This window comes from Acetobacter fabarum, assembly GCF_022483405.1.
Classification (GTDB): domain Bacteria; phylum Pseudomonadota; class Alphaproteobacteria; order Acetobacterales; family Acetobacteraceae; genus Acetobacter; species Acetobacter fabarum.
On the sequence record NZ_JAKVNI010000001.1, the window covers coordinates 1,530,538 to 1,554,387 of the forward strand.

A 23,850-nucleotide genomic window follows, 5' to 3' on the forward strand; every position below is an offset into this window, starting at 1 on the left:
TTTTATTGTTTGTTGTTTTGGAAAGGTTTTTTAAAAGCTCTTTGTACATTCTGGCGATGTGTACGCAGGTATGTGTTCTGCCAGTTTGGATGCGGCGCAAAATGTGCGGCGCGAGGGTAGGTCATACTGCCCCGTGCATGGGCCAACAGGCAGCGGTAGGGGTTTTGGTAGAGACGGTGCGGGCGGAAACGGCGGGGCAAACGGGGGGGCGTTTACAGGGGAAGTTTGATTAACATTTTGTAATATAAAAAGGGTCTTGCACCCTCAAAGGGTTGCCGTTATACACCCATTCAGCAGCACAACGGGCGGCATCTTGAAAAAGATTATGCCCTGAAATGCCGCTAAGTGGTTGTAAAATAATTATTCCCGAATAGCTCAGTTGGTAGAGCAAGCGACTGTTAATCGCTGGGTCGTAGGTTCGAGTCCTACTTCGGGAGCCACACTTATTCCCCCCTAAAATATAAATCCCTACACCGTAGCTTCAAACGCTCTGTGTGAGTTCGCGCATGTCTTTGCCGCCCGAGTGGTGTGCCAGCACGGGCGGCGGAATGTGGGGTGTGGGCTCAGGCCTGAGCGGCAACGCCGGTGAGTTCCACCTTCCAGGACGGATCAGCCAGCTTGGCTTCTACCGTGGCGCGGGCGGGTTTGTTGCCCTTGTCCAGCCATGCATCCCATGCGCGGTTCATGCCTGCCATATCGGCCATGTCGGCCAGAAAAATCTGGACTGAAATCAGGCGGCTTTTATCTGTTCCGGCTTTGGCCAGAATGGCATCCACCTGACGCAGAATATCTTCCATCTGCCCCTGCGCATCCAGTGTGGCGTCATCCGCGACCTGCCCCGCCAGATAGACCAGACCGTTGTGAATAACAGCGCCACTCAGGCGTTCTTCAGGTTCAAGGCGGGTTATGCTCATGCTGTTGTCTTTCCTGTGCAAAAAGGCTTGGTAGGTAACGGAGTTTACGCAACCGCCATGTTGTCAATCAGGCGGATGTCGCCCAGACTTGCGGCAACAAACAGGCGTGCATCGGGTATGAGCGTTTCGGTCGTAAGGAGTGTATTGCCCGAGCGCAGGTCCAGATAATGCACGTTAAATCCATGGATTTTCAGGTTTTCACGGCAGGATTGCAGGCAGGCATCAACCGCTTTGCCAGCCTGAATATCCGCAATGCAGGCCCGTAATGCCGCAGGCAGGTAAGGAGCCTGTTCGCGCTGCTGGGGGGTGAGCCTGCGGTTGCGTGAGGACAGGGCAAGTCCATCGGCCTCGCGCACGGTGGGTACGGGTTTTATGCGCACGGGCAGGTTCAGGTCCTGCACAAGGCGGCGGATCAGGCAGAGCTGCTGGTAATCTTTTTCGCCAAATGCGGCTATGTCGGCACCGGTCTGGAGCAGCAGCTTGGTAACAACCGTTGCAACGCCATCAAAATGGCCCGGTCGGTCCGCGCCACACAACATGCCATCCAGCCCGGAAACTGTAATGCGGGTTGCAAAACCCTTAGGGTACATTTCTGCCCCGTCCGGGGCGTAAAGCACATCCACTTTGCCTGTGCCTTCCAGCAGGGCGGCATCGGCTTCTAGCCCACGGGGGTAAAGTTGGAAGTCGGCTGCGTTATCAAACTGGATCGGATTGACAAAAATACTCACAATCCGGCGCGTGGCCTGCCCATCCAATGCGTTAACAAGGGTAAGGTGGCCATTGTGGAGCGAGCCCATGGTGGGCACAAAACCTATGGTTTCGCCCGCGTTGCGCCATTGGGCTACCAGTGTGGCCAGTTCGGTTCTGGATCTGATAATCCGCATGAAAAATCCTGAAAAACAGATGAACCCCCATAAGGGGATTGCCCGGACAGGGCAGGAATATCCGCATTGTAGTGCTGATTGGCGCGCGGTTCCAGAGAGGGCGGTTTTACAGCATGCGGGATTTAAAGTGCAGACAACCCGGTGGAGAGGGGCCGGGCCTGTGCTATAGGGGGCGTATGTCCTACGCTGATTTTGTTCATCTTCGTGTGCACTCTGCCTACTCGCTTAGCCAGGGGGCAATCCGGGTGCCGGAAATTGCATCCCTCGCGCAGGAAATGCATATGCCTGCCGTGGCTATTGCCGATTCGGGCAATCTGTTCGGCGCTTTGGAATTTTCGCAGTACTGTACAAAAAGTGGCATTCAGCCCATTATCGGGGCCCAGATCGGCCTGCCTGCCCGCAATGACAAGCCCGGTGCCCCGGCTGAGCCGGTAGTGTTGCTGGCCCAGAACGAGGTGGGGCTGACCAATCTCCAGTTCCTCTCATCCGAAGGGTTCAAGACATCCGACCCGTCTGACCCGTTTGTAACGCTGGACACACTCTGCGCACGCGCCGAAGGGCTGATGCTGCTTAGTGGCGGCACACGCGGCCCGCTGTTCCAGATGCTGGCCGAAGGGCAGAAGGACGAGGCCACACGCTGGCTGGCCCGTATGCAGGAAGCGTTTGGCGACCGGCTGGTGGTGGAACTGCACCGCCACGGGCTGGCTGTGGAAAAAGCGGTGGAGCCGGGTGTGCTGGGCCTTGCAAGCCAGTTTGGTCTACCACTTGTGGCCACCAATGAGTGCTTTTTCCCCAAGCCGGAAATGTACGAGGCGCATGACGCGCTGGTGTGTATTGCCCAGGGCCGCACCATGGCGGAAAAAGACCGCTTCCGCGTGACCCCCGAACACTGGTTCAAACCCCCGCAGATGATGCGCGCCCTGTTCGCGGACCTGCCCGATGCGTGTGACAATACGCTCGAAATTGCCCGTCGCTGCGCCATAAAGGTGGAAACCCGCAAACCCCTCCTGCCCGTCTGCCCCAAAGTGCGTGAAGGTGCGACCGAGGACCAGACCCTGCGCGCCATGGCGTGGGAAGGGCTGGAGCGCCGCATGGCCTCCATGACGCTGGATGACGCAACGCAGGACCGCTACCGCGAACGGCTGACATTCGAGCTGGATATTATCTCCAAAATGGGGTTCCCCGGTTACTTCATGATCGTGGCGGACTTTATCCAGTGGGCCAAGGCGCATGATATTCCGGTAGGGCCGGGGCGTGGTTCGGGTGCAGGTTCACTGGCGGCATGGGCGTTGACCATTACGGATATTGACCCCATTCCCTTCAACCTGCTGTTCGAACGGTTTCTTAACCCCGAACGTGTCTCCATGCCTGACTTTGATATCGACTTCTGTCAGGACCGGCGAGACGAGGTGATCGCGTATGTCCGGCGTGAATATGGGGGCGACCGGGTTGCCCAGATCATTACCTTCGGTAAGTTGCAGGCCCGTGCGGCCGTGCGTGACGTGGGGCGTGTGCTGGGGCTGCCCTATGGCATGGTCAACCGTGTGGCCGAGCTTATTCCCAACAACCCTGCCAAGCCTGTTACGCTCAAGGAAGCCATAGCAGGCGAACCCAAATTGCAGGAAATGCGTGATAACGACGAGGCTTTGCGCAGACTGCTCGAAATTGCCCAGCAGCTTGAAGGGCTGTTCCGCCACGCCAGCACCCATGCCGCCGGGGTGGTGATCGGGGACCGCCCGCTGGTGGAACTGGTGCCACTGTACCGAGACCCCAAGAGCGATACGCTGGTTACTCAGTATAACATGAAGTTTGTTGAGCAGGCCGGTCTGGTCAAGTTCGACTTTCTGGGCCTGACAACACTGACCATTCTCAAACGCGGTGTGGATTTTATCCACCGCATGGGCAAGGAGGTGGATCTGGCGAGCATCCCGCTCAATGATGTGCCAACCTATGACATGCTCAGCAGGGGGGATACGGCAGGCGTTTTCCAGTTCGAAGGTGCTGGCATGCGCGATGTTCTCAAGCAGATGCGCCCCACCCGGCTGGAAGACCTGATTGCCGCCGTGGCCCTGTACCGCCCCGGTCCAATGGCCAATATTCCCGATTACTGCCGCCGTAAACATGGAGAGGCATGGGAACCCCCGCACGAGGAAATCCGCGATATTCTTGAAGAGACCTACGGTATTATGGTCTATCAGGAACAGGTCATGCAGATTGCCCAGAAGATGGCGGGCTACAGTCTGGGTGGGGCAGATTTGCTCCGCCGCGCCATGGGTAAAAAAATCCGTGCGGAAATGGACCACCAGCGCGAGATCTTTACCAAAGGGGCGACCGGGCGCGGCATAGACCACGACAAGGCGGTAGAGGTGTTCGACCTCATGGCCAAGTTTGCGGATTACGGGTTTAACAAATCCCATGCTGCGGCCTATGCTCTTGTCTCTTACCAGACTGCATGGATGAAGGCTAACCACCCTGTGGCCTTCCTTGCGGCCTGTATGTCACTCGCGCGGGAGCGGACGGAAAAACTGGCCGCTCTTCGGCAGGAAGCCGAGCGCATGGGTATTGCCGTGCTGCCGCCAGACATCAACCGTTCAGAGGCCGACTTTGCCGTGGAGGTCATGCCCAATGGTGAATATGGCATTCGTTATGCACTGGCCGCGGTTAAAAAAGTTGGTTTTGGGGCCATGGAGGTTCTGGTTGCCACAAGAGGGGACAAGCCTTTTGCCGATCTGGCCGATTTTGCAACGCGCATAGACCCCAAACACATCAACCGCATGCAAATGGAAAATCTGGCCAAGGCAGGCGCGTTTGAATGTCTGGATAAAAACCGGGCGCGTGTTTTTCATTCTGCCGATGCCCTTTTGCGCCGTGCCCATAGTCAGGCGCAGGAGGCGGCATCTGGCCAGATTGGCCTGTTTGGTGGTGGCGGGCAGAAGGAACCCCTGCGTCTGGCCGAAGGGCCGGACTGGCCGGAGTTTGAAAAACTGGCCATGGAAGCAGAAGCAATCGGCTTCCATATGACAGCCCACCCGCTGGATTCCTACGGCCCCGTGTTGCGCAGGTTGGGGGTTGTTAAATCCTCCCAACTGCTTGCCGCGGCAGAAGCCGGGGTAGGGCGGGTTAAAATTGCGGGCTGCGTGGTGGACCGCAAGGAACGCCCGACCCGCACAGGCAATAAAATGGCATGGGTACGCCTGTCCGATGCCACAGGTGGGTGTGAGGTCACGGTATTTTCCGAAGTGCTGGGCCGTGTGCGGGAAAGTCTGGTGGCGGGCAGGGCTGTGCTGGTTACGGCCGAGCTTAAGCTGGAGGGCGAGGCCATGCGCATAACCGCGTCCGACATTGTGGAGCTGGAGGACGCAGCCGCCCAAGGCCAAAGCGAATTGCGGATATGGCTGGAAAAGGAAGAAGCTCTGCCTGCCCTGCAAACCGTGCTGAGCGACCAGAAAGGCGGAGCAGGCCGCATTGTGCTGCTGCCCGGTGTGGCTGAAAGCTGCGATGTGGAAATCCGGTTGCGTGGTGGCTACAAGGTGACCCCTCTGCTCGGGCAGAAGTTGCGTACCCTGAATGGTATTTCCCGCGTGGAGCAGGTCTAGCCCGTGGCATGGACGCGCACCCTGCCATGGCGGGAGCCGGATACGGTTCTGGCCCTGTGGGGCGGTGCCCCGTGGTGCGCTTTTCTCGATAGTGGCGGAGTGCTGGACGCGCGCAGCCGGTGGCGTATCTTCTGCCACAATCCACGCCATACCCTACAGGTTTTTGCAGATAGAGTGGAAGTGGATGGGGTGTCTCAGGCTCGAGGAACGCCTGAGCAGATATTGGATATTCTGCGTAAAATACAGGCAGGTTTCAAGGTTGGTACCTATCAGGCTGATGTGCCGTTCTGCGGTGGCTGGGTTGGCTTTGCCAGCTACGCATTTGGTCGGGCCCTGCAAGGTGTTCCGTCCCGGCATGGGGAAGGGGATGCTCCTGTATTTTCCGCAGCTTTTTACGATCATGCTTATGTATGGGACCGCAAAAACCGGCAGGTGGTGCTGGCAGGGCTGGCGCGTGGCGGGTTAACGCCCCATGCTCGTGAGCAGGCTCAGGCACTCTGGTCCGCCCTGCCTGAACGCGCGGAGCCTGCGCCACAGGTGCCCCTGCTGCATTTGCGTGCCAGTCAGACACAAGCAGAATACTGCCGGGCAGTTAGTGCGGCGCAACGCTATATTGCTCAGGGGGATATTTTTCAGGTTAACATTACCTGCCAGCATGTTGCGGACCTGCCAGCAGATGTGTGTGCATCTGGCCTGTATCGCCGGTTGCGGCAGGTGGCCCCGGCACCCTTTGGTGCGTTTTTATCCTGTGGGGCAGGGTTTTCGCTGCTTTCATGCTCGCCAGAGCGGTTTTTGCAGGTTGACCGGCACGGGCATATGGCAACCCGCCCCATAAAAGGCACAGCCCCACGGGGCCAGAGCGGGGCGGAGGACCTGCTTCTGGCTCAAGCTCTGGCAGCAGACGACAAGGAACGGGCTGAAAACCTGATGATTGTGGACCTCATGCGCCATGACATCGGGCGTGTTGCCCGTATTGGCAGCGTGCGTGTGCCAGAATTATGGGCGGTGGAACGGTTTGAGCATGTGCACCATCTTGTTTCCGAAGTGCAGGGGCATTTGCGGCAGGGGTGTGATGTGTTTGACCTGCTGGCAGCGACCCTGCCGCCCGGCTCCGTAACAGGTGCGCCCAAACACCGCGCCATGGAAATTATTGACGAACTGGAAGCCACACCCCGTGGGGCTTACTGTGGGACGGTTTTTTGCCTTGGTGTGGATGGGCGGATGGATAGCTCCGTGATCATCCGCAGTTTTGTTGCCCATGGGGGGCAATTGCGTATGGGCACGGGGGGCGGGATTACCATTCTGTCCGACCCGCAAAAGGAATATGAGGAAATGCGCCTGAAGCTCGCCCCTTTTGCTGCCTTTGCGGAGGGAGCATGACCGTCGTCTGGCTCAATGGTGCACTCCTCGCGCGTGATGAGGCCTGCATAAGCCCGGCAGACCGTGGCTTTACGCTGGGTGATGGCCTGTTTGAGACCATGCGCGCGGTTGGCGGGCAGGTTCTGCATCTGCCCCGGCACATGGCGCGTCTGGCATCGGGCGGAGGTGTGCTGGGCATGCCCGTGCCGCAGGTGGGTGTGGTGGAGGAGGCGGCCACGGCGCTGCTACAGGCATGCGGGTTGCAAAACGCGGTGCTGCGGCTGAGCGTGGCGCGCGGGGAGGGGCCAAGGGGGCTGCTGCCTCCGGTTCATCCGCACCCTACCGTGTTGCTCACGGCGGCCCCGGGGGAGTTCAGTCTTGCCCATATTCAGGCCGTGACCAGCCGGTTGATCCGGCGGGATGAGGCTTCTCCCCTGTCTTATATCAAGAGCCTGAATTATCTGCCCGGTATTCTGGCCCGGCAGGAGGCCGAGCGTTTGGGGGCGCAGGATGCGCTGTTGCTCAATACGCAGGGGCGGGTGGCGGAAAGTACAATCAGTAACCTGCTGGTGGCAACGGATGCGGGGTTGCTCACGCCCCATGGGGCCGAAGGTGCGTTGGCGGGCATTGCCCGTGAGCGCCTGCTGGAGCAGAATCTTGTGCGCGAGGCCCGTCTTGCCCCGGCGGACCTGTTGCGCGCACGCGGCGTGTGGCTGGTCAACTCCCTTTCGCTCCGGGTGGTGACCGCACTGGACGGAAGGCCCTTGCCGGTGGACGAACCACACACCGCGCAGCTGGAGCAATGCCTGCGGCAGAGCGTATAAGCCGGTTTTGATTTATGCCCTTTTCGTTTAGAGGGCAGGCATGCGACGATAAGGGCTTGTGCAGACCTGCCTGAATGCTCAATCGTTCGCCCGTCCTTTTCAGGCCGGAATGATATGCATCGGAACAGCCGGTCTGTGGTATTCTGATGAGGTGACACCATGCAACAGGCAGCAACAGCCACGGAGCAACAGGCGGAGCAGGGTCATGCCCCCCGTTATGATCTGAGGCAGATCGATGTTGATCCCAATTTCTGGTACCCTGTGGCATGGTCCAGCAAGGTACGGCAGGGCAAGGCATTTGCCGCCCGCTTTGCAGGCCACCCCATTGCGCTTATCCGCCCCGAATACGGCCCGGTCTATGCGCTGGAAGACCGTTGCGCCCACCGCCAGGTCCCGCTGAGCAAAGGCGTTGTGGACGATAAGGGCTGCATCAAGTGCTGTTATCATGGCTGGGCGTTTGACCAGCAGGGCAAATGCGTAACCGTGCCCTACCTGAACAAGGAAGGTGTGGGCCGCCCGGTTAAATCCTACCCCTGCCGCGAAAAAAGCGGGCTGATCTTTATCTTCCCCGGTGACCCAGAACTGGCGGACAAGGTGCCCGTGCCCGACATCGCGCAGGTGGGGAACCCCGAATACAAGACCCGCCAGTTCAGTCCGCGCCTGAAGTGCCACTACACGTTCATGCATGAAAACCTGATGGACATGAACCATCAGTTCCTGCACCGCCGCCAGATGGGTTCCATCACGGCCCGTTTTCTGGGGCAGGACAAGGGCGACAACTTTATGGAAGCCCGCTACAGCTTTGCGCGCAAAGGGGGCAACCAGCCGCTGGCCGAAGCCCTGATTTTTGGCAAACACCATGATGACGGGCGCGAACAGCCGGTGGAAGAGGTCGTGTCCATCCGCACCACCTATCCGTACCAGACGCTCCAGATCCACGATAAAGACGGCGACCTGATCATGGACCTGTGGGCATGTTACCTGCCGCTGGGGGAAACCCAGCAGGTTACTCAGGCGTTTGGTCTGCTGTCGGTTAAAAAGCCCAAATGGACTTTCCTGCTTGATATGGCATGGCCGGTGCTGGGTCTGTTTACGCATCGCATCTTTGAAGAAGACCGCGAAATTGTGGAAATGGAACAGAACGCGTGGCGTGAACTGGGCGGGGACCACAACGTGGAAGTGTTCCCTGTTGTCAAAAGCCTGCGCGAGCTGCTGGCCCGCAGCGGGGTGCCCAACCGTTACGCCAAACCGCTCAAGCAGGGCTGAACGCACTTTTTGGCCTTGCCCGCAGGGCCAAAAAACGCCATATAGAGCCGCCCCGGCGCAGGCCGGGGTATAACACACGCGGGGCCATACACCTCTGGTGCCCAGTCAGATGGCTGGGTGGTGTCTCGCGGAGGTTTAACCAGTTAGGTAGGAATACGCCCCATGGCGATGCCCGATTTCACACTGCGCCAGCTGCTTGAAGCTGGTGTTCACTTTGGTCACCACACACGCCGCTGGAACCCGCGCATGGCGCCGTTCCTGTTCGGTGTGCGCAACCAGGTTCACATCATCGACCTCCAGCAGACCGTTGGCCTGCTCGACCGCGCCCTTAAGGCGATTCGCGATGTTGTAGCTGGCGGTGGCCGCGTTCTGTTCGTTGGCACCAAGCGCGCCGCACAGGATCCGATTGCAGAAGCAGCACGCCGCTGCGGTCAGTACTACGTCAACCATCGCTGGCTGGGCGGCATGCTCACCAACTGGAAGACCATTCAGGGCTCCATCAAGCGTCTGCGCCAGATTGAAGAAACGCTCGAAGGCGCGACTTCCGGCCTGACCAAGAAGGAAGTGCTGGAACTGACCCGCCAGCGCGACAAGCTGGAACGCTCCCTTGGTGGTATCAAGGAAATGGGTGGTCTGCCCGACGTCCTGTTCGTGATCGACACGAACAAGGAAAAGCTGGCCATTGAAGAAGCCAACAAGCTGGGTATCCCGGTTGTGGCCATTCTGGACAGCAACTCCGACCCGCGCGGCGTGACCTACCCGGTCCCCGGCAACGATGACGCCATTCGCGCCATTGGCCTTTACTGCGACCTCGTTTCCGCTTCCGTGCTCGACGGTATTTCCGCCGAACTGGGTGCAGCGGGCCATGACGTGGGTGCATCTGAAGAACTGCCGGTTGAACCCGCTCTGGAAGCGGCTCCGGTGGCGGAAGAAGCTCCGGCAGCAGGCTGAAGCCTTTAAAAAACAGCCCGGCTTAAACCGGGCTGTTTTTTTGCATGAGATGCCTGTGGTTTTTACAGGCAACGGAATGTTCTGCCACGCGCCCTGCCAGGGGCGCGTTGCGGTTTTCTAAGGAGTAGGAATATGGCGGAAATTACCGCAGCATTGGTCAAGGAACTGCGCGAAAAAACCGGCGCAGGCATGATGGATTGCAAAAAGGCGCTGAACGAAGCGCAGGGTGATATTGAAGCCGCCATTGACTGGCTGCGCACCAAGGGCCTTGCCGCCGCCGCCAAAAAATCCGGCCGTGTGGCAGCAGAAGGTCTGGTTGCCGTTGCCTCTGGCGACAAAACCGCCGCCATGGTGGAAGTCAACGCCGAAACCGACTTTGTTGCCCGTAACGAAGCGTTCCAGAACTTTGTGGAATCCGTTGCTCAGGTTGCACTCAAGGTTGGTGATGATCTGGAAGCCATCAAGGCAGCTACGCTGGACACGGGCCGCACCGTTGCTGACGAACTGACCCACCTGATCGCCACCATCGGCGAAAACATGACCCTGCGCCGCGCACGCGTGTTCACCGTGCCGTCTGGTGTGGTGGCAACTTACGTGCATGGCGCTCTGCGCCCCGGTCTGGGCAAAATTGGCGTTCTGGCAGCTATTGAAGCTCCGACGGCTGATGAAGCCATTGAACAGCTTGGCCGCCAGGTTGGCATGCATGTTGCAGCTACCCGTCCGTCCGCGCTGGATGTCAGCAGCCTGAACCAGGAAGAAGTCGAGCGTGAACGCGCTGTTCTGATCGAACAGTCCCGTGCATCCGGCAAGCCTGAAGCCATTATTGAAAAAATGGTCGAAGGCCGTATCCGCAAGTTCTACGAAGAAGTGGTACTTCTGGAACAGGTTTGGGTGCATGACGGCGAAACCCGCGTGAAGGACGTTGTTAAAAAAGCTGGCGTCAAGCTGGCTGGTTTTGACCGCTTCCACCTGGGCGAAGGCATTGAAAAGACCGTTGATGACTTTGCTGCTGAAGTGGCCAAGGTTTCCGGCGTCTAAGACCGGGTCTTTTGCATGTTGAACAAGAGCGGGACTTCTCTGCAAAGGGAGGCTCCCGCTCTTGTTGTTTTTGTGGCCCCGCAGGGCGAGAATGGCGCGCGGGTTCATATGCTGACCGAGCAGGACGGGCTAGTGCGTGCCCTGGCTTACGGGGGTGCTGGCCGTGCCGGTCGTGCCTTGTGGCAACCGGGTAATGTGGTCAAGGTCCGCCTGACACAACGGGGCGAGGGGGCTCCTGTTCAGGTATCGGGGGAGCTGCTGTACGGCTGTGCGGCGCGTATCCTGAGCATGCCGCTGGCACTGGCCATGATGCAGTCGGCCTGTGTTCTGGCCGATGCGACCCTGCCTGAGGGTGAGCCTTGCCCGGCATTTTTTGGGGCGACCCTCAAACTTCTTTCCTTTATCGGCTACAGCCCCGACGTTGCGGAGCAGACTGGCCTGCCCAATTACATTGAATGGGAACTGGCCTTGCTGGACGTGCTGGGCTTTGGGCTGGATTTAAGCTGCTGCGCCGTGACCGGGCAGACGGGCGACCTCGCTTTTGTCTCCCCCCGCACAGGGCGTGCCGTCAGCCGCGAAGGAGCAGGAGCGTGGAAGGACCGGCTCCTGCCCCTCCCTGCTTTTTTGCATGACCCCACACAGGCCGGTTCCTGGCCGGACTGGCTGGATGGCTTGCGCCTGAGTGGGCATTTTCTGGCGCGGGATGCCTTTGGCCAGCGGCATCTGCCCCTCCCCGCCGCCCGGCAGAGGCTGCTCGGGCGTGTGGAAAAACTGGTAGCAGGGGCGGGCAACACCTGAACTGCGCACCAAGGCTGGCACAACTTGGCCTGTGGCGGTATGTCATGGCCATCACACATCGCACCGTTTTATCTGGGGCAGAACATGAACGAGACATTCGAAGGCCATATTGAGGAGACAAAACTGGCAGATGCGCTAAGCGAGCGTTATCTGGCCTATGCTTTGTCCACCATCATGTCACGTTCGCTGCCAGATGTGCGCGATGGGCTCAAACCCGTGCACAGGCGGCTGGTTTACGCCATGCACCAGCTCAAGCTGGACCCGGCATCGGGGTTTAAAAAGTGCGCGCGTGTTGTGGGGGACGTTATTGGTAAGTTCCACCCCCATGGTGATGCCTCGGTTTATGAAGCACTGGTCCGTCTGGCGCAGGATTTTGCCGCCCGTTACCCGCTGGTTGAAGGGCAGGGGAACTTTGGCTCGATTGACGGCGATAACGCAGCCGCCATGCGGTATACGGAATCCCGCCTGACCGAAGTGGCCGTAGCCCTGCTGGACGGGATCGAGAGCGATGCAGTCGATTTTCGCCCCACCTATGATGGTGAGGAGCAGGAACCCGTGGTGCTGCCAGCGGCGTTCCCCAACCTTCTGGCCAATGGTGCTGCGGGTATTGCCGTGGGCATGGCCACCAGCATTCCCCCCCATAACGCGGCAGAAGTGTGCGCGGCCGCAGCGCTGCTGGTGCGCAAACCCAGCGCCACCACGCAGGACCTGCTGGCCCTTATGCCGGGGCCGGACTTCCCCACCGGCGGGCTGATTGTGGAGGATGCCTCGGCCATTCTGCAGGCATACGAGACGGGGCGCGGGGGCTTCCGCATGCGTGCACGCTGGGCCGTGGAGCAGGGGCGGTTTGGCACATGGCATATTGTTGTGTCGGAAATACCGTACCAGGTGCAGAAGTCCCGCCTGATCGAACAGGTGGCAGACCTGCTGGAGCAGAAAAAACTCCCGCTGCTAGGCGATATTCGCGACGAAAGTACGGATGAAATCCGCCTGATCCTTGAGCCAAAAACACGCGGGATCGAACCCGAAGTGTTGATGGAAACCCTGTTCCGCGCCACGCCGCTGGAAAGCCGCTTCCCGCTGAACATGAACGTGCTTGGGGCGGACCGCTCCCCCGGTGTGCTGGGGCTCAAGCAGGTGTTGCAGGCATGGCTGGACCACCGGCACGAAGTGCTGGAACGGCGCAGCCGCCACCGCCTTGCCGCCGTGGAAAAACGGCTGGAAATTCTGGCAGGCTTTCTCATTGTGTACCTCAATCTGGATGAGGTCATTCGCATTATCCGCGAGGAGGATGATGCCAAAGCCAGCCTGATGGCCACCTTTGGCCTGACAGACATGCAGGCCGAATCCGTGCTGAACATGCGTCTGCGCAGCCTGCGCCGCCTTGAGGAAATGGAAATCCGCAAGGAGCATGACGCCCTTGCCGCCGAAAAAGCCGGACTGCTCGCGCTGCTGGGGGATGAAAAACAGCGCTGGAAGCAGATCGGGCAGGAACTGGAGGGCATGGTCAAGACGTTTGGCAAGGGCCGCGTTGGACCACGGCGCAGTACCATCCTGTCCGCTCCCAAGCCGGTTGATATTTCGGTGGTGGAAACAGTGGAGCGCGAACCGCTGACCATGATCCTGTCCCAAAAAGGGTGGGTGCGGGCCATCAAGGGCCACAATGTTGATCTGGAAAGCCAGAAGTTCAAGGAAGGGGATGGCCTCAAGCTGGCTCTTCCGTGCCAGAGCACGGACAGGCTGTGCTTTTTTGCGACCGATGGCCGTGCCTTTACGCTCAAGGGTGTGGACCTGCCACGCGGGCGGGGTGATGGCCAGCCGGTACGCCTGCTTATGGACCTCTCCAATGATGAAGAACTGCTAGCGGTTTTTGTGCTCGAGGAAGGCGGTAAGCGCCTTGTGGCTTCCAGTGCGGGGCGTGGCATGGTGGTGGAGGATGATAACCTCGTCTCCGAAAAGCGCTCAGGTCGGCAGGTGCTTAACCTCAAGGGCGATGAGTCCGCCCAGTTGTGCATTCCCGCACAAGGGGACCACGTCGCAGTGCTTGGGGATAACCGCCGGTTTTTGATTTTCCCGCTCGATCAGCTCCCCGTCATGGGGCGTGGTCTGGGGGTGGCGTTGCAGAAATACGCCGATGGCGGGAAGTTGCGTCAGGCGGTGGTGTTTACTGCATCCGAAGGGCTGGTCTGGCCCGGAGCCGTACGGAACCGCGTTATGGCGGATTTGCAGGACTGGCTGGGCAAGCGTGCAAGTGTTGGCAAGCTGGCTCCCACCTGGGCGAACAAAAAAGCCTGAGCCTGTTACCAGGCCTGCTCCTCGGGCGCATGGCCTGCGGGGGCGGGCCTATGTCTGGTAGGTGGGTCAGAATAGCGGCGCATCGGGGAACAGGGCGTCCCGCGTGGTGTTGATGGGCTGCTCCGGGTCCAGCGGCTGCCATGTATCATCACGCAGGATTTCTGCCGGTCGGAAACGGCTTTTGTACGCCATCTTGGGGCTGCCCGGAATCCAGTAGCCCAGATACAGATACGGGCGGCCGAGCAGAAATGTCTGGTGAATAAGAAAAAGCACAACATACACCCCCAGTGAGCGGGTGGTCTGCTGGGGGTCGTAAAAGCTGTACACGGCCGAAAGCCCGTCATCGAGCGTATCGGTCAGGCTGACGGCGACCAGTTTGTTGTCTGCCGTGCGGAATTCTATGATCTGTGTATCAACCGTCGTTTCCTCCACCATAATCCGGTAGTCGCGCGCGGTCATGTTGGCCATTTCGCCATCTGCGTGGCGGGTGTTCAGGTACTGGCGGAACAGCTCGTATTGTTCGCCTGTTGCTACAGGGGGGAGCAAGGTCGCGCTCAGGTCCGTATTGCGGTTCCAGACCCGTTTTTGTGTGCGGCTGGGGGCAAAGGCCGCCACAGGCAGGCGGATGGGAATACAGGCAGAGCATCCTGCACACAAAGGCGCGTAAGCGAGTGTGTGGCTGCGCCGGAAGCCCGTGGCAGACAGGCGGCTGTGCAGGGTGTCGGCATCGGGGACTGCCAGATCAACCAGAATTTTGCGTTCCATGCGCGCAGGCAGGTACGGGCATGGTTGTGCCGTGGTGGTGTAAAAAAACTGCGGGTTGCGCAGTGGAGGCGTCATAATCGGCAATCCCGGATGCATGGCGGGCCAGTAGAACCGGCCCGCTTATGCCCGGCATGGGCCAGGCGGTGGTTACAGGCCCGATCTTTCCCGGATGCGCTGTGCAGCTTCAATGGCAAAATATGTGAGTATGCCATTGGCTCCAGCACGGCGGAAAGCCATCAGGCTTTCCATGATGGCACGGTCGCGGTCGAGCCAGCCATTGTTGATGGCTGCCATGAGCATCGCATATTCTCCCGAGACCTGATACGCAAAAGTCGGCACGCTAAAGGTGTCTTTTACGCGGCGGATAATGTCCAGGTACGGCATGCCCGGCTTGACCATGACCATGTCCGCGCCTTCGGCAATGTCCATTTCCACTTCGCGCAGGGCTTCATCGCTGTTGGCGGGATCCATCTGATAGGTTTTTTTGTCGCCTTTCAGCAGCCCGCCAGAGCCAAGCGCATCACGGAACGGGCCATAAAAGGCGGACGCATATTTGGCGGCATAAGACATGATGCGGGTGTTGATCAGGCCGTTGGCGTCAAGGTCCTGCCGGATAACGGCAATGCGCCCGTCCATCATGTCCGAAGGGGCAATAATATCCACCCCTGCGCGGGCCTGATTAACAGCCTGCTGGGACAGGATCTGGACCGAGGCCTCATTGACCACGTAGCCATCTTCGATCACGCCGTCATGGCCGTGGTTGGTGTAGGGGTCCAGCGCCACGTCCCCGATCAGGGCCATGTCGGGGAACTCTTTTTTCAGTAGTCTGGCAGCCCGACACATCAGGTTGTCGGGGTTGAGCGCTTCGGTCCCGACGTCATCACGGGCTTCTGTCGGGGTGATGGGGAACAGGGCAAGGGCTGGAATGCCCAGTTTGGCGGCTGGTTCCACATGCTTGGCAAGCCGGTCCAGTGTAACGCGGTGCGCACCGGGCATGGAGGAAACTTCGGTTGTAACACCTGTTCCTTCCATGAAAAAAATCGGCCAGATCAGGTTGCTGATGCCCAGTGAGTTTTCGGCAACCAGGCGGCGTGTCGCATCGTCAAACCGGTTGCGGCGCGGGCGGGTCAAAGGGAAACGACCAGCCATCATGGGCGGGATCTCCTTGCACGGTGTTTGCCACGGGGCAGGCTTGGCTGGTTGTCCATGGCAGCACAGGGGTGAACAAAACGGGGGGAGTATGCGCTCCTGCCCCTGTTATGCAACCCCGCTGGGGTAAAGGTCAGCTCCGCGTGGTTTTGCAATGCTCACGGTATGCGAATCCGCCGCTACCGCAGGGGCCAGCCCCCGTGCCATGCCGGGGCTGGTGCTTGTGGTGTATGCAAGCCTGTGCGGTGGGTAAAATTACAGGGCTGCAAAAGGGGGAGAGTTCCGCCCCTTTTGCGTTTTTCTCCTGTCAGGGGCGCAAGGAACGGAGTAAGAGAGCACCCAGCGCTTGTGTCTGTTATAAAAAGCAGTGTGGAACATGGTCTGGCAAAGAGCGTGCCAGAACCGTATAGAGTGACCACCATCTGCCGCCCGGCAGGCATGTTGCCAAACGACAGTTTGATTTTGAGGGAACACCCGAATGAGCCACACGGATCTGGACCGTTTTTTTCATGCGCCGCTGACCCAGACGGATCCGGACGTTGCGTCCGCCATTGCCGCAGAGCTGACCCGCCAGCAGGATGGGATTGAGCTGATCGCCAGCGAAAACATGGCCTCCGAGGCTGTTTTGCAGGCGCAGGGCAGTGTGCTGACCAACAAATACGCCGAAGGCTACCCCGGTCGCCGCTACTACGGTGGCTGCGTGGAAGTGGACAAGGTGGAAACTCTGGCCATTGAACGGGCCAAAACCCTGTTTGGTGCCGCTTTTGCCAACGTGCAGCCGCATTCGGGCGCCAATGCCAACCAGGCCGCGTTCATGGCCATGGGCAAGCCGGGTGACACCGTTCTGGGCATGAGCCTTGCCGCGGGTGGGCACCTTACACACGGTGCAGCTTCCAACTATTCGGGCAAATGGTTCAATGCCGTGCAGTATGGCGTGCGCCAGCAGGACGGCATGCTGGACTACGACCAGATGGAAAGCCTTGCGCGCGAGCACAAGCCCTCCATTATCGTGGCTGGTGGGTCCGCTTACCCGCGGATTATCGACTTTGCCCGTTTCCGCCGCATTGCGGACGAAGTGGGTGCGCTGCTTATGGTGGATATGGCGCATTTTGCCGGTCTGGTTGCTGCGGGCCTGTACCCCAACCCGCTGGAATATGCAGACATTGTAACCTCCACCACGCATAAAACCCTGCGTGGCCCGCGTGGCGGCCTGATCCTGACCAACAGCGAAGCACTGGCCAAAAAGATCAACTCCGCCGTGTTCCCCGGCCTGCAGGGCGGCCCGCTCATGCATGTTATTGCCGGTAAAGCCGTAGCTTTTGGCGAAGCCCTGCGCCCTGAGTTCAAGGAATATCAGAAAGCCGTGCAGAAGAACGCCGCAGTGCTGGCCGAAGTGCTGGTGGAGCGTGGGTTTGATATTGTGACTGGTGGCACGGATTCCCACCTGCTGCTCGTTGACCTGCGGCCTAAAAAGGTGACCGGCAAAGCAGCGGAACAGGCACTGGAACGTGCGGGCATTACAGCCAACAAAAATGCCATTCCGTTTGACCCGGAAAAACCTGCCATTACCTCTGGCGTGCGTCTGGGCAGCCCTGCCGCTACGGCACGAGGCTTCCGCGAAGCAGAGTTCCGTCAGGTTGGTGAAATGATTGATGAAGTGCTGACCGCCCTTGCCGCCTCGGGCGGGGAAGGTGATACCGCAGTAGAAAACGCTGTGCATGAACGGGTTAAGGCCCTGTGTGCACGCTTCCCCATCTATACGCGCTAATCCGCGTTTAAATCGGTTCTGCCTTAAAAGGCGCGGGAGGTTTCTCCCGCGCCTTTTTTGCTGGTCTGTTCATGCCCGACCCGTGTGCGGCTTTTCTGCGCGTTCCTGTGGGGAGGAAGCAGGTAGGCCATGGCCGGAATATGAAAAGATATGCAGCCTGTTTTATAAAAAATGAAATTTATGCAGCGGCATATACAACAGAAAAAAAATGAAATAAATACAACGCAAAAGCCTTGGACAACATGGATGGATTGAGGTGTGGAAAAGTAGTTTTCGCCATCCATATAGTAGAGTGTAAGTGATTCAATGGATGTTTCTAAGTCATTTTTAGCTGATATTAAAGTTGTGGTTTTAATACCCTGCTATAATGAAGAAATAACCATAGGGTCAGTTGTTCGGGATTTTCGGGCAGCACTGCCTAATGCGCCAATCTATGTTTATGACAATAATTCCACGGATCAGACGGTCAAAACCGCGCTGGCCGCTGGTGCCATTGTTCGCTCTGAATCCCTTCAGGGCAAAGGCTACGTGATCCGGCGCATGTTTTCAGACATTGAAGCCGATTTTTACATTCTGGTGGACGGGGATGCCACATACGAGGCCGCTGCTGCACCAGAGATGCTGAAAACCGCCTACACCAACGGGCTGGATATGGTGAATGGCGCGCGTGTTACCGACCGGGTGGATGCCTACCGGCGCGGCCATGTTCTGGGCAACAAGGTGCTTACCGGGCTTGTCACCAGTGTGTTCGGGCGCCGGTTGTCAGACATGCTTTCGGGCTACCGGGTTTTTTCGCGGCGGTTTGTCAAATCCTTTCCCGCCCTGTCTTCGGGGTTTGAGACGGAAACGGAATTTACCGTTCATGCGCTGGAACTGGCCATGCCTATTGGCGAGCAGCCAACCCGTTATGTGGAGCGGCCCCCCGGCTCGGCCTCCAAGCTGAATACCTATAGCGATGGCTTCCGTATTCTGGGCATGATCATCAATCTGGTCAAACAGGAACGGCCATTGATGTTTTTTACCACCATTGGTGTGGTTGTGCTGGTTTGCGCCATTGGTCTGGGCTTGCCGGTTATTCTGGACTTTTTCCGGACCGGGCTGGTGCAGCGCCTGCCCACGGCTGTTCTGGCGACCGGGCTGGTCATTCTGGCCGTATTTTCCATGGGGTGTGGCCTTATTCTGGACAGCGTTGCGTTGGGGCGGCGGGAAACCAAACGTCTGGCCTATCTCGCGCTGCCGCCTCCCCCCCGCCTGCCCGATGCGCAGGGCGATGTTCCCCCGGTTGCAACGGCAGAGCCTTAAGGCACGCCTTGCTTTGAGCCTGTACTGCCGGCTTGATTCTACAGAAGGCGCGCCAGCCGGACAGCCGTATGCCCCCGGCGGGGGCGCAGGTTGGGTATGACCAGCATGCAGTTGTCGTAGGGGGTGCGGATTTCGTCCATACCATCCACGGCAATTAGGGTTTGGGCGCGTTCAATAATATCTCCACCCGTATAGCGGCGCAGGAAGGCAAAGCCTGCGGTATGGGCTTCCACGCAATCGGTCACCACGGCATTGATCCCGCCTTGGTGTGGGGTGGTGGGTAAAGGCGGCCCCATGCCATGCTGGGCCAGAAACGCGCGGGCCATGCTCAGGCTGTGCTGGGTGGCGCTGCGGGTCCAGTGTTGCCCGGCTTCAAGCAGGCAGGCCCGTGCCGTGCCTGATGGCGTGGAAAAACGCTCGTAATCAATCAGGCGTGGCCCGGTGGGGTGGCCCTGATCCAGCACAACCTGTGGAGGGTCTGCCTGCTGGCAGGCCAGAGTGTTGGCCATGCGCAGGTTGCGTTCCGCCATGCTGGTCAGCAGCAGGGGGGCGGAAGGCCATGTCATGGTATGCAGGTCAAGCAGCACGTCCACCGTGTCAATCACGGGTACAAGTTCGCGCACGCGCTGCATTTCAAGGGATGTGTGTGTGGAGTGGATAAGTTTGGGGGCCCACAGCCTGTTCATGTCCTCCTCAATATAACGGAAGCGGGAGGGGTGGCGGGGGTCAAACGCCGCGTAGGCATCCGGGTTAAGAAAAATCAGGCTTAGCCGCCCCCGTGTGGGGGTAAGGGGCGTTGCCAGCAGGTGGGTAAGGGCTCCGGCCCCGGCATATTCGTTGCCGTGCATCAGGGCCGTTATGGCAATGTGGGGGCCGGGCCTGTGGCTTTCAAAATGATGGACCCCTCTTATGCCGCAGTTCCCCTGCACCCATGGTGTTATGTCCGGCAAGGGGTCTTGCGGTGGTGCGTGGGGGAGCGGTGGCGGAGGGGGAGGCAGAACCTCTGGCAGGGTGCGGAAGCGGTAGGAGCTTTTGCCACCCCGTTTGCGCTTTGCGGCACAGCTCATGGCTGCCCCGGTGCTTTGCAACGGAGTGTTGTCCCCAAAGATTGGCACAATGGGTGAGGGAGGAAAAAACTGCACCACATGAGCCTGAGTATGGTTCGGGTTGCGTGTGGCTGCAATCCCCTCCCTGCACGGTGGTGTGGAGGTGGTGCGGGCATGGGGAACATGCCCGTGTTGTGGTGGCGGGTGTGGTTATGCGCCTTTGGTTTTTGGGCGCGACTTGCCTGCCACAGCGCGCGGACCAGACGGCGTTGCAGGCGGGAGTGCCTGCTCCGTGCTGAGCACGCGGAGTTTGACATGCGCGCCAACCTCCACCTGCCGCAGGCGCTTGCGTTCGGCCCCCGAACACAGGGTGAGTGCGGAGCCCTTCTGCCCCGCGCGGCCTGTGCGGCCAATGCGGTGCAGGTAGGTTTCGGGCTGTTCGGGCACGTCGTAGTTAATAACCTGCGTAACCGAGGCAATATCCAGCCCACGGGCGGCCACATCGGTCGCGACCAGAATAAACAGGCGGCCAGAGCCAAAGCTGGCCACAGTGCTGGTGCGTTTGTCCTGTGTCAGGTCCCCATGCAGGGGGGCTACGGCCAGACGTGCTTTTTTAAGTGTGGCGGCCAGCACATCTGCCTCCGCCTTGGTGCGGACAAACACAATGCTGCGTGTTTTGGGGCTGCGACCAAAAAATGTCTTGAGGAAGGCTGCCTTCTGTTCGTCTTCCAGAAACAGCACACCCTGGCGGATGGCGGGGCGCTCCTCGGGTGGTTTTTCAACACTCAGTTCCACCGGCTTGTACACAATGCTGGCCAGCATGGCCTTGCACGCGGCTGGCATGGTGGCGGAAAAAGCCAGTGTCTGGCGTGGTGTGGGCAGATAGTTGAGGATGGTGCGGGTTTCCTCCTCAAACTCGTGGGTGAACAGGCGGTCGCACTCGTCCATCACAAGCTGGAAGCAGTCTGTAAGGTCGCATGTGCCTGTGCCAATAAAGTCCAGCAGACGCCCCGGTGTGGCAATAAGAATACGGCTCATGCCGCTGGTCTGGATGAGTTCTGCGGCCTGCTCGTCCCGGTCCGCGCCGCCATACAGGCAGATAATGGGGGGGGTATGCGTTCTGGCGTTTGCCTGCTTTTTGCCCCCTTCGCCCAGACAGGCGCGAAAGACCTTGGCGGTCTGCAATACAAGTTCACGCGTGGGCACCATAACCAGCAATGTGCGGGGTTTGCGGGCCTTGAGCAGCCTGTGCAGCATGGGCAGCGCATAAGCTGCGGTTTTGCCCGTGCCGGTCGGGGCGGTGGCCAGAATGTCCCGCCCTTCCAGTGCTGCGGGAATGGCCGCTAGCTGGATGGGGGTCGGATGTGTCATTCCCGCCTGCTGTGCATGGGCGCAAAGGGCTGGGGACAGACCCGTATCCTTGAAGCTAGCGGACATACTGTTGCCTTTCTCGTGGTCTGGAATGCGTACAAGGTGCCTTGCTTTTAAAGACAAACCGATAGCAAGGACAAAGCGGACCATGCAGGGCGCGTGGTTGCAAAGGCCGATGTGTAGCGGAGGAATGCGCGTTATGGCGAGCGCAATGTATGCAGGTGCGCAAACTGGCTCGAACCCGGTAGAGGATTTGCCACGTGCGGCACCCCACGCTTTTGTGGTGGGGGAAAATTTTGCCGGTATGCGTTCGCAGGCATTGGGGCTTGCCCACCGTGCCGGGTGGGATGGTACGTTCCAGCCCGTATGCCCCAGCCGTGTGGCACGTGTGGCGCTGGCTGGCCCGCGCTGGCTTGGCCGCACATGCCTGCGTGGTAGCAGCGGGCAGATGCTGGAATCCCACAAGGACCTGCTGCGCGCGGATGTGGTGATCAGCATTGGCGGCAAGGGTGGCGCCATTGGCGCAGCCCTGCGCGCGCACCACCGCCCGGTGGTACAGATTCAGAACCCCCGGCAGTCGCTCGCCCGTTTTGACCTGATTCTGGCCTGCCGGCATGATGATATTTCTGGCCCCAATGTTCTGCTCGGTCGCACCGCGTTGCATGGCCTTACCCCCGAGGAGCTTGCAAGTGCCCGGCAGGAGTGGGAGCCACGGTTTGCCCATTTGCCCCGCCCGCTGGTAGCCGCCCTTGTTGGTGGCTCCAACGGGCGCTTCCAGCTGGGTGAGGCAGAAGCCCGCAGGCTGGCCCATGTGCTGGTGCAGACCCGCAAGGATGAAGGCGGCAGCCTGATTGTGACCGCCTCCCGCCGGACAGACCCGCAGGCACTGGCCGCACTGAAGGAAATTATAGAACCCGCAGGTGGCTTTGTATGGGATGGGGAGGGGGATAACCCCTATATCGGGCTGATCGCCTGTGCCGACAGCCTGCTTGTAACCATAGACAGTGTTTCCATGATGTCCGAATCCGTGGCTGGGCGTGCGCCTGTTACGGTTTTTCCGCTGCCTGGCAAATCTCGCCGGATCAATGAGTTTGTTGAGGAACTCGAACTGGCCGGGCGCGTGCGTGTGCTGGGTGAGAGTGCTATCCGCCTGCCCACGCCATGGTACGTAACCCCACTGGATGACACGGCCGAACTGGTGGGGGAAATGCATAGCAGGCTCGGCTTCTAGCCCGCCTATAGTGCATGGAAGGCTGGGGCAGTACCCAGTGTGCTGCCTCCGGCCCAGTATTGGGCCAGCTGGAATGTATCAGGCTACAGGGGAGCCGGCTCGGGGGTGTCCGGGTTGTCTGCGGGCCAGACCAGAGACGCCAGTGCCGTGGCCATAACGGCCAGCACGCATAACCCCATAGCGGCAACAGGCAGCCCAAACGCAGCCCCCACGCGCCCGGCCAGTGGGTAAGCCAGCAACCAGCATAAATGAGAGAGCGAAAACTGGGCCGCGAACAGTGCGGGCCTGTCCTCCGCCGTGCCGGAGCGGCGGAGCAGGCGGCCAGAAGGTGTTTGTGTAACGGAATACCCAACGCCCAGCACGGCCCAGAGTGGCAGTAGCCAGCCATAGCTGGGCACGCTTATGGCCAGAGCAGCCCCCACACACAACACATTGGCCCCACCCAGCATAACCGTGCGGTCTGCCCTGCGTGCCAGCACGCGGGGTAAGCCAAGGGCTGCCAGCATGGAGCCTGCCCCAAAACAGGCCAGTGCGAGCGCTGTTGCGCTCTGCCCCAGCCCGAATGTGCCCTGCACATAAACAACCGTGTTGACCAGCACGATGGAGGCTGCCGCGGCAACGGCCATGTTGATACCCAGCAGGCCCCGCAGGCGCGGAGTAGCAAGGTAGAGGCGTATGCCGCGGGTTGTGCGCTCGTACACGTTCCGGTGCGGTGCAGGTCTGGGGGCGGGCAGGCGAACAGACATGACAAGAGCGGCAGAACCCAAAAAACCCAGCGCAGTCCCCACGAACAGGGCGTGGAAGGACACGACACTCAACAGGGCTGCGGCCAGTAACGGGCTGAGTACGCTCTCCATGTCATACGCAATGCGGGAGAGGGAGAGCGCATCGGTATAATCCTGCTCGTCGGGCAGAATATCGGGGATGGTCGCCTGAAAAGTCGGTGTAAACGCAGCCGAAGCCGCCTGGAGGACAAAGATCAGAACGTAAATCTGCCAGACCGTGTTCACAAACGGCAGGCAGGCGGCCACACCACAGCGTACAAGGTCCAGCAGAACCAGTGCCGTGCGGCGGGGCAGGTGGCCTGCAAAAGCTGCGGCAAGGGGGGCTAGGCCCACATAAGCCAGCATTTTTATGGCCAGTGCGGTGCCCAGCACAGCCCCGGCATGCCCCCCCGCTACGCGGAAGGCCAGCAACCCCAGCGCAACGGTGGCAAGGCCTGTGCCGGTCAGGGCAACAAGCTGTGCCCCAAACAGGTGGCGGTAGGTGCGGTGGCGCAAAACATGCAGCATG

At 59.7% G+C, this 23,850-nt stretch carries 18 protein-coding genes and 1 tRNA gene; 12 read left to right on the forward strand and 7 right to left on the reverse strand.

Features of this window, described 5'->3' with window-relative positions; translation table 11 throughout:
• The first annotated feature begins 364 nt into the window (after positions 1-364).
• Positions 365-440 (forward strand) — tRNA-Asn (locus LKE65_RS07220).
• 123 nt (positions 441-563) lie between these two features.
• Here LKE65_RS07220 and LKE65_RS07225 read toward each other — a convergent pair.
• Positions 564-914, reverse strand: a complete 351-nt coding sequence (locus LKE65_RS07225; RefSeq protein WP_086645629.1) for a RidA family protein — start codon at positions 912-914, stop codon at positions 564-566.
• Positions 915-958: 44 nt separating this feature from the next.
• Positions 959-1,798, reverse strand: coding sequence for a pantoate--beta-alanine ligase (gene panC / locus LKE65_RS07230; RefSeq protein WP_278740851.1), 840 nt, complete (start codon positions 1,796-1,798; stop codon positions 959-961).
• A gap of 176 nt (positions 1,799-1,974) precedes the next feature.
• On the opposite strand from panC, the gene dnaE reads away from it, so the two are divergent.
• The 8 genes from dnaE to parC all read left to right on the forward strand — a co-directional run bounded on the left by dnaE (position 1,975) and on the right by parC (position 13,925).
• Entirely contained in the window at positions 1,975-5,394 is a 3,420-nt protein-coding gene (gene dnaE / locus LKE65_RS07235) for a DNA polymerase III subunit alpha (protein WP_278740852.1), read from the forward strand.
• 3 nt (positions 5,395-5,397) lie between these two features.
• A complete protein-coding gene (locus tag LKE65_RS07240) occupies positions 5,398-6,774 on the forward strand; it encodes an anthranilate synthase component I family protein (RefSeq protein ID WP_278740853.1) in 1,377 nt (458 codons plus the stop codon).
• A complete protein-coding gene (locus LKE65_RS07245) occupies positions 6,771-7,577 on the forward strand; it encodes an aminotransferase class IV (RefSeq protein ID WP_278740854.1) in 807 nt (268 codons plus the stop codon). The genes LKE65_RS07240 and LKE65_RS07245 overlap by 4 nt, the downstream gene beginning before the upstream one ends.
• Before the next feature lie 159 nt (positions 7,578-7,736).
• On the forward strand, positions 7,737-8,843 hold the full coding sequence (locus LKE65_RS07250; protein WP_278740855.1) for an aromatic ring-hydroxylating oxygenase subunit alpha: 1,107 nt from the start codon (positions 7,737-7,739) through the stop codon (positions 8,841-8,843).
• A gap of 162 nt (positions 8,844-9,005) precedes the next feature.
• The gene (gene rpsB, locus LKE65_RS07255; protein WP_086645623.1) at positions 9,006-9,794 is read left to right on the forward strand and encodes a 30S ribosomal protein S2; all 789 of its coding nucleotides are present in this window, start codon (positions 9,006-9,008) and stop codon (positions 9,792-9,794) included.
• A 132-nt stretch (positions 9,795-9,926) separates the two neighbouring features.
• Positions 9,927-10,832, forward strand: coding sequence for a translation elongation factor Ts (gene tsf, locus LKE65_RS07260; protein ID WP_086645622.1), 906 nt, complete (start codon positions 9,927-9,929; stop codon positions 10,830-10,832).
• A gap of 39 nt (positions 10,833-10,871) precedes the next feature.
• Complete coding sequence (gene recO, locus LKE65_RS07265; protein WP_278741800.1) at positions 10,872-11,630, forward strand: DNA repair protein RecO; 759 nt, start codon at positions 10,872-10,874, stop codon at positions 11,628-11,630.
• Between the two features lie 84 nt (positions 11,631-11,714).
• Positions 11,715-13,925: a DNA topoisomerase IV subunit A gene (parC, locus tag LKE65_RS07270; protein WP_278740856.1), complete on the forward strand. Its 2,211-nt coding sequence runs from the start codon at positions 11,715-11,717 to the stop codon at positions 13,923-13,925.
• 66 nt (positions 13,926-13,991) lie between these two features.
• On the opposite strand, the gene LKE65_RS07275 is transcribed toward parC, so the two are convergent.
• On the reverse strand, positions 13,992-14,765 hold the full coding sequence (locus LKE65_RS07275; RefSeq protein ID WP_165925325.1) for an arginyltransferase: 774 nt from the start codon (positions 14,763-14,765) through the stop codon (positions 13,992-13,994).
• A gap of 72 nt (positions 14,766-14,837) precedes the next feature.
• Positions 14,838-15,842 (reverse strand): porphobilinogen synthase, encoded by a 1,005-nt coding sequence (hemB, locus tag LKE65_RS07280; RefSeq protein WP_086645619.1) that lies wholly within the window; start codon positions 15,840-15,842, stop codon positions 14,838-14,840.
• Positions 15,843-16,317: 475 nt separating this feature from the next.
• On the opposite strand from hemB, the gene glyA reads away from it, so the two are divergent.
• Both glyA and LKE65_RS07290 read left to right on the forward strand, forming a co-directional pair.
• Complete coding sequence (gene glyA / locus LKE65_RS07285; protein WP_278740857.1) at positions 16,318-17,607, forward strand: serine hydroxymethyltransferase; 1,290 nt, start codon at positions 16,318-16,320, stop codon at positions 17,605-17,607.
• Between the two features lie 306 nt (positions 17,608-17,913).
• Positions 17,914-18,909, forward strand: a complete 996-nt coding sequence (locus LKE65_RS07290; RefSeq protein WP_278740858.1) for a glycosyltransferase family 2 protein — start codon at positions 17,914-17,916, stop codon at positions 18,907-18,909.
• 38 nt (positions 18,910-18,947) lie between these two features.
• Here LKE65_RS07290 and LKE65_RS07295 read toward each other — a convergent pair whose 3' ends face one another.
• Together LKE65_RS07295 and LKE65_RS07300 are read right to left on the reverse strand one after the other, a co-directional pair.
• On the reverse strand, positions 18,948-19,976 hold the full coding sequence (locus LKE65_RS07295) for a succinylglutamate desuccinylase/aspartoacylase domain-containing protein (RefSeq protein ID WP_278740859.1): 1,029 nt from the start codon (positions 19,974-19,976) through the stop codon (positions 18,948-18,950).
• 189 nt (positions 19,977-20,165) lie between these two features.
• Positions 20,166-21,326: a DEAD/DEAH box helicase gene (locus tag LKE65_RS07300; RefSeq protein WP_278740860.1), complete on the reverse strand. Its 1,161-nt coding sequence runs from the start codon at positions 21,324-21,326 to the stop codon at positions 20,166-20,168.
• 199 nt (positions 21,327-21,525) lie between these two features.
• Here LKE65_RS07300 and LKE65_RS07305 point away from each other — a divergent pair, with 199 nt between their 5' ends.
• A complete protein-coding gene (locus tag LKE65_RS07305; protein ID WP_086645706.1) occupies positions 21,526-22,557 on the forward strand; it encodes a mitochondrial fission ELM1 family protein in 1,032 nt (343 codons plus the stop codon).
• A gap of 83 nt (positions 22,558-22,640) precedes the next feature.
• Here LKE65_RS07305 and LKE65_RS07310 read toward each other — a convergent pair whose 3' ends face one another.
• The gene (locus LKE65_RS07310) at positions 22,641-23,849 is read right to left on the reverse strand and encodes an MFS transporter (protein WP_278740861.1); all 1,209 of its coding nucleotides are present in this window, start codon (positions 23,847-23,849) and stop codon (positions 22,641-22,643) included.
• Between the last annotated feature and the right edge of the window lies 1 nt (position 23,850).

What these genes read in the sequence shown, in the direction of transcription:
- LKE65_RS07225 (WP_086645629.1), bottom strand. Translation starts at nt 914, where the DNA reads ATGAGCATAACCCGCCTTGAACCTGAAGAACGCCTGAGTGGCGCTGTT.
- panC (WP_278740851.1), bottom strand. Translation starts at nt 1,798, where the DNA reads ATGCGGATTATCAGATCCAGAACCGAACTGGCCACACTGGTAGCCCAA.
- dnaE (WP_278740852.1), top strand. Translation starts at nt 1,975, where the DNA reads ATGTCCTACGCTGATTTTGTTCATCTTCGTGTGCACTCTGCCTACTCG.
- LKE65_RS07245 (WP_278740854.1), top strand. Translation starts at nt 6,771, where the DNA reads ATGACCGTCGTCTGGCTCAATGGTGCACTCCTCGCGCGTGATGAGGCC.
- LKE65_RS07250 (WP_278740855.1), top strand. Translation starts at nt 7,737, where the DNA reads ATGCAACAGGCAGCAACAGCCACGGAGCAACAGGCGGAGCAGGGTCAT.
- rpsB (WP_086645623.1), top strand. Translation starts at nt 9,006, where the DNA reads ATGGCGATGCCCGATTTCACACTGCGCCAGCTGCTTGAAGCTGGTGTT.
- tsf (WP_086645622.1), top strand. Translation starts at nt 9,927, where the DNA reads ATGGCGGAAATTACCGCAGCATTGGTCAAGGAACTGCGCGAAAAAACC.
- parC (WP_278740856.1), top strand. Translation starts at nt 11,715, where the DNA reads ATGAACGAGACATTCGAAGGCCATATTGAGGAGACAAAACTGGCAGAT.
- LKE65_RS07275 (WP_165925325.1), bottom strand. Translation starts at nt 14,765, where the DNA reads ATGACGCCTCCACTGCGCAACCCGCAGTTTTTTTACACCACCACGGCA.
- hemB (WP_086645619.1), bottom strand. Translation starts at nt 15,842, where the DNA reads ATGATGGCTGGTCGTTTCCCTTTGACCCGCCCGCGCCGCAACCGGTTT.
- glyA (WP_278740857.1), top strand. Translation starts at nt 16,318, where the DNA reads ATGAGCCACACGGATCTGGACCGTTTTTTTCATGCGCCGCTGACCCAG.
- LKE65_RS07290 (WP_278740858.1), top strand. Translation starts at nt 17,914, where the DNA reads ATGGATGTTTCTAAGTCATTTTTAGCTGATATTAAAGTTGTGGTTTTA.
- LKE65_RS07295 (WP_278740859.1), bottom strand. Translation starts at nt 19,976, where the DNA reads ATGAGCTGTGCCGCAAAGCGCAAACGGGGTGGCAAAAGCTCCTACCGC.
- LKE65_RS07300 (WP_278740860.1), bottom strand. Translation starts at nt 21,326, where the DNA reads ATGACACATCCGACCCCCATCCAGCTAGCGGCCATTCCCGCAGCACTG.
- LKE65_RS07305 (WP_086645706.1), top strand. Translation starts at nt 21,526, where the DNA reads ATGGCGAGCGCAATGTATGCAGGTGCGCAAACTGGCTCGAACCCGGTA.
- LKE65_RS07310 (WP_278740861.1), bottom strand. Translation starts at nt 23,849, where the DNA reads ATGCTGCATGTTTTGCGCCACCGCACCTACCGCCACCTGTTTGGGGCA.